Raw genomic sequence first — 4,255 nt, forward strand, 5'->3', positions numbered from 1 at the left:
GGGAAAAAAGTTCGCATAGATCTTTTACCAAAAGAATATAGTGCCAAATCGTATTCTTGATTATTTATCTCAATAGTATTATGTTCACTAAGAGTATCGGCAAAACGTGCAACTCCTAAAGCTAATAATCCTTCTGGGCTAAGGCCTATAAAAAAACCACCCTTTTTCTTAAAGAGTAAAACGTTATTAATATGATCATCTGAAGCTTCTAATGTATAACCAAAAGTAATAACATCAGGAACGGTATTCTTATCTTTTGGTCCTAAATAGACTATTTTATCATTTGACCCAGTTTGATCTTCAAGATAATATTTATACCAGAAGTGATATCCATTTAGGCTACTACCTTCTTTCTTTTCTTCTCCAATAAACACATGTTCAAATCCACTTAGGCTAATACCAGAACCACTATCGAACTGTAGAAACCAAATGTTATGCAAATAAGTATACCACTGCTCGTCAGATAAATTTGTACCCTTCCTAGACTCAACAAAAGTCCTACAAATCTTCATAGGTTCAGATTGTATAGCATGTTTTAATAATGCATCTACTTCTTGTTGTTCTTCAACCGTATTGTCTTCTCTTAAATGTGGATCTAAGTAGAAATTATTAAATAATTTTTCGACCAAATCATATGAATTTTTCTTATTTTCAGGGATAACTACCTCTTTTAATAACATATGATTTTGTTTTTCTTCTTTCCCCCTAACCTTAGTAGGTTCAACTAGAACGTATCCTTTTTGAATATCTACATCTTCTTTATTGAAAGTGGCTTTGATGCCATTTCCACGCATATCTGCATCCCATATTTCTTGATAAATGTTTGACATTCATTCATCTCTCCTTATAATTATTGAATTGTTCATTCAAGATATATAGTTTGTTAATTCCTTTTTTTTATACTAAGTATAAAAAAAGGAATTAATTCTAAACGTATTAATAGTAACTACAGAAGGAATAGGATGGATTTGAGTTAATATTTGGATGAGAAAAGTTGAATCTAAGCTACTTCTTTACCCTGATTTTCAATTACTTGTGGGGCATCTATATCCTACAATATATTGAAATAGTGCTAAAATTGCTTGTCTAATATGGCATATTGTGTGAAAGATTCTGTTAAAAAGTTTTTTTAAAGATAGAGAGTTAGGATGGGGGATAGATGAATTCTATACAATTGTAAGCAATCTCTGTAATTTATTGTAAGTTTAAAAAGAAGTTTGGCCGCAAGAGTTACGGGGCAAGGATGAGGTATAAAATGTACCGGTTAAGGGGTGATTCTTAAATAACTCTTAGATTTAAACGACTTTATATTTATATTTTTGAGTACACTGAAATAATGCTTATTGAACTGAATGGCAGGGTAATAAAATCCTTTTAGAGAAATATGGTTTAATAAATTATTACTAAAAAGGAAGGATGATCTTATATGATAAGAATTAATAGTAAAAAACAGGGGATTGATAATGGTATGTTTAGTTTGTATAAATGCCTAATACAATAAAGTGTTAAGTATTTAATACACGTTAAATAAGGACTGGATGAGGGTTATAATGAAAAGAAAAAGAACCCTATAGGGTTCTTTTTCAAGGCATATTAACAGTAAGGAGAATCATGAAATGCTACTTCAAATCTTTATTAGGGGAAAGATTTTGAATAAGCTTAACATACATCTATTTTTACATATATGTAATATATAGTAAATTGATAATGTTTAGACTTTCTATTACCAATATTCAATTAAGATAGTTAACACTATGTGTATAGCGTTAACTGGCATTTAGTATAGTATACATTTAGAAAACTGATATTAGATTTCATTTGTTAAAAAAGCTAATAGCTATATTATTTCAAATTCTAACTAACATTTAAACGATTTATTTGAAATTGGTTGTGTATTAACTCTTAAAAGCCAATAAAAGTAAACAAAATAAATGAATACAGGGTCAAATACAGGGTTAAGGGAACGCATAGTTTCTCAAAATCATAATAGCATATATTTTTTGTATAACTGTATGAGGATTTTGACAAAATTAAGAACAAGACAGAAAATCTGTAAGAAAGCAAATATAGTGCTGGAAATGTGATTTGAAATTAAGCTATTGGTATATTGAAGTAGATGAAAACTCTTGAGTACCATGATTAAATTTCCTTTAAATATGAGGTTTATATTAGAGGGATAATTGGATCTTACTGAAAAGGAAAATGTTTTTTAGATTAAAAGAAGAAAAGAAACCTTCTTGGTGTCTTTTCTTTAGGTAAACAGTTCATATATTGTTGAATTAGATACGAAATCATAATTCGACTATGAAGTAAATCTTAACATAATCTGAACTGATAAAATATGTTATATTACATTTTTAGTTTTTAATTATTTTATTGAATACATATTAGCTACGGAAATAAAAAGGGCATGCAGTCGTATCTGCAGCCCTTTTTAGGAGGAATTCAAGACACCATAAGGACACGTATTGGTAAACAGGTTCAAAAATAGTATATGTGAAAAGAAAATGTCCTATACCAAAAGTAGACAGGACCTTATCTTTTTTACATTTTCAAAAATGAAATTCCGTCCTTTTTGAAATCATTACAGTACACACTTGGTTTGTAATGAAATTAGAAGAAGGATACATGAAAATGGGAGACAACTATTTTGTTGCCTGCCGGTGCCAGTGGGTTGAATGAGTTAGTCAATGCAATAAATTACTATCCCATTACCAGAAGAGTGAAGCCGCTAGTCTAAATGGCTTATACATAGTTTTCCGAATAAAGAAAAAATTATGAGTGAAAATTTTGTTTGCTCTATATGAAAAGATAAATAGATATTCATCAGACAAGGATAATTTAGCATACCTTGAATAGGGTGTAGGAACGAATTAAAGAAAAGGATATTTGTTTAGGAGGGGACTGACTCAGGAGTGGGACTTTCGGACAGGATTTGGAGAGCGGTGGTTGCCTTTGGTATTGCGACTAATAGCGTTGCTTGTATAATGGCAGTATACATTCAAAAATATGAGCTAATGATAGATCATCTTACAAATATTTTATTTTTAATAATTATCTCTTTAACGTTTATAAAGATGAAAATTAACAAATGGGTGGCTTTAGGGTTTACATTGGTTGTGATAGAGAAAGGTGTTAAGGCGGGATATGATTTCTACACACATGATTATTATGGTGTCAGTTGGAGTTTAGCTATCATTGTCTATTGCATATACGAGATGAATAAGTATCATATTGAAATAAATGAATAGCCGCAACCATAACGATGTTAGTAGGTGTAATTTTTTAAATAATACTATAAAAAAGACACTACAAGAGTGTCTTTTTTTTGAAAATACTCTATAATTAACTTTGGGGAAGGTAATGTTAGAGTATTCGTTTAGCATTATCTTTATATTTGATAAACCATGAAATCGAAAGATTTTGTGGTTTATTTTATGAACAATAGATCTTACAGTATTGGCAGTAAGTTACTGATCATTATAAGCATTAAGAGAGAAGGGATTAAAAGTCTAACATCGAATAACGGTTCCGGAATATAGTGTTGCGAAATGATCTCCCATATCCCAAACGGTACTTGCCTGTATATAGCCCTTAAAGCCTTCTGAAGAATAATAAATCTCTTTTGGTATACTTTCTTTAGTTTGGAAATGTGCTTTAGAGTACTTTACATAATGGTTTTTAACAACTTTTGCATCTGGAACAATAGTTTTTTTTTGTTCCAATGTTGGCCTAGCACTAGAAGGTGATATAAATTTTACAGTGTCTTGGTAATTAGGATCTAAGGTGTCAGCTTGTACACTGTGTGACGAAACAATTGTGCTTAAACTACTTCCCGCGATTAAAGTTGCAAATACTAACTTTGAGAATTTTGTTAATCTACTCATTCTATAATCTCCTTTTTATTATTTTGTAAGGTATCTCCTTACACCTCACAGTCTATATCCACTACAAAAGGGTGTACATACATATTGATAGACAAAATTCTACAAAATACGTCATGTTTTTGGGGTTGTGTATAATAATCCAATGTTTAAGAATTTATCAGCAGTAAAAAAGTAGGTCTTATATAAAAGAAAAAGAATAATTTATACAGGGAATGTATATAAAATTATTGTTTAAATATTCTAAAATGAGTTGATAAAGATGTGGAAGTGTTTTTTAGAAAATAAATGATTCCAAATTTAAAATTTGGAAGTTTAATTAAGGAAATACAAGCAGAAGTACATGTGACTGTAAAAGCTATGAATGAAGT

The 4,255-nt window shown here is 29.9% G+C and carries 3 protein-coding genes; 1 reads left to right on the forward strand and 2 read right to left on the reverse strand.

What is annotated here, in order from left to right; translation table 11 throughout:
• Positions 1-830 (reverse strand): hypothetical protein (locus DN403_RS06375; protein WP_149185356.1); only part of this gene is annotated, 830 nt, incomplete at its 3' end.
• A gap of 2,085 nt (positions 831-2,915) precedes the next feature.
• Here DN403_RS06375 and DN403_RS06380 point away from each other — a divergent pair.
• Positions 2,916-3,251: a hypothetical protein gene (locus DN403_RS06380; protein WP_061667183.1), complete on the forward strand. Its 336-nt coding sequence runs from the start codon at positions 2,916-2,918 to the stop codon at positions 3,249-3,251.
• Between the two features lie 261 nt (positions 3,252-3,512).
• Here the strand turns inward: DN403_RS06380 and DN403_RS06390 are convergent, their stop codons facing one another.
• Positions 3,513-3,887: a hypothetical protein gene (locus DN403_RS06390; protein WP_000088963.1), complete on the reverse strand. Its 375-nt coding sequence runs from the start codon at positions 3,885-3,887 to the stop codon at positions 3,513-3,515.
• Between the last annotated feature and the right edge of the window lie 368 nt (positions 3,888-4,255).

The organism is Bacillus sp. AY2-1 (assembly GCF_008368965.1).
GTDB classification, from domain to species: Bacteria; Bacillota; Bacilli; order Bacillales; family Bacillaceae_G; genus Bacillus_A; species Bacillus_A thuringiensis_S.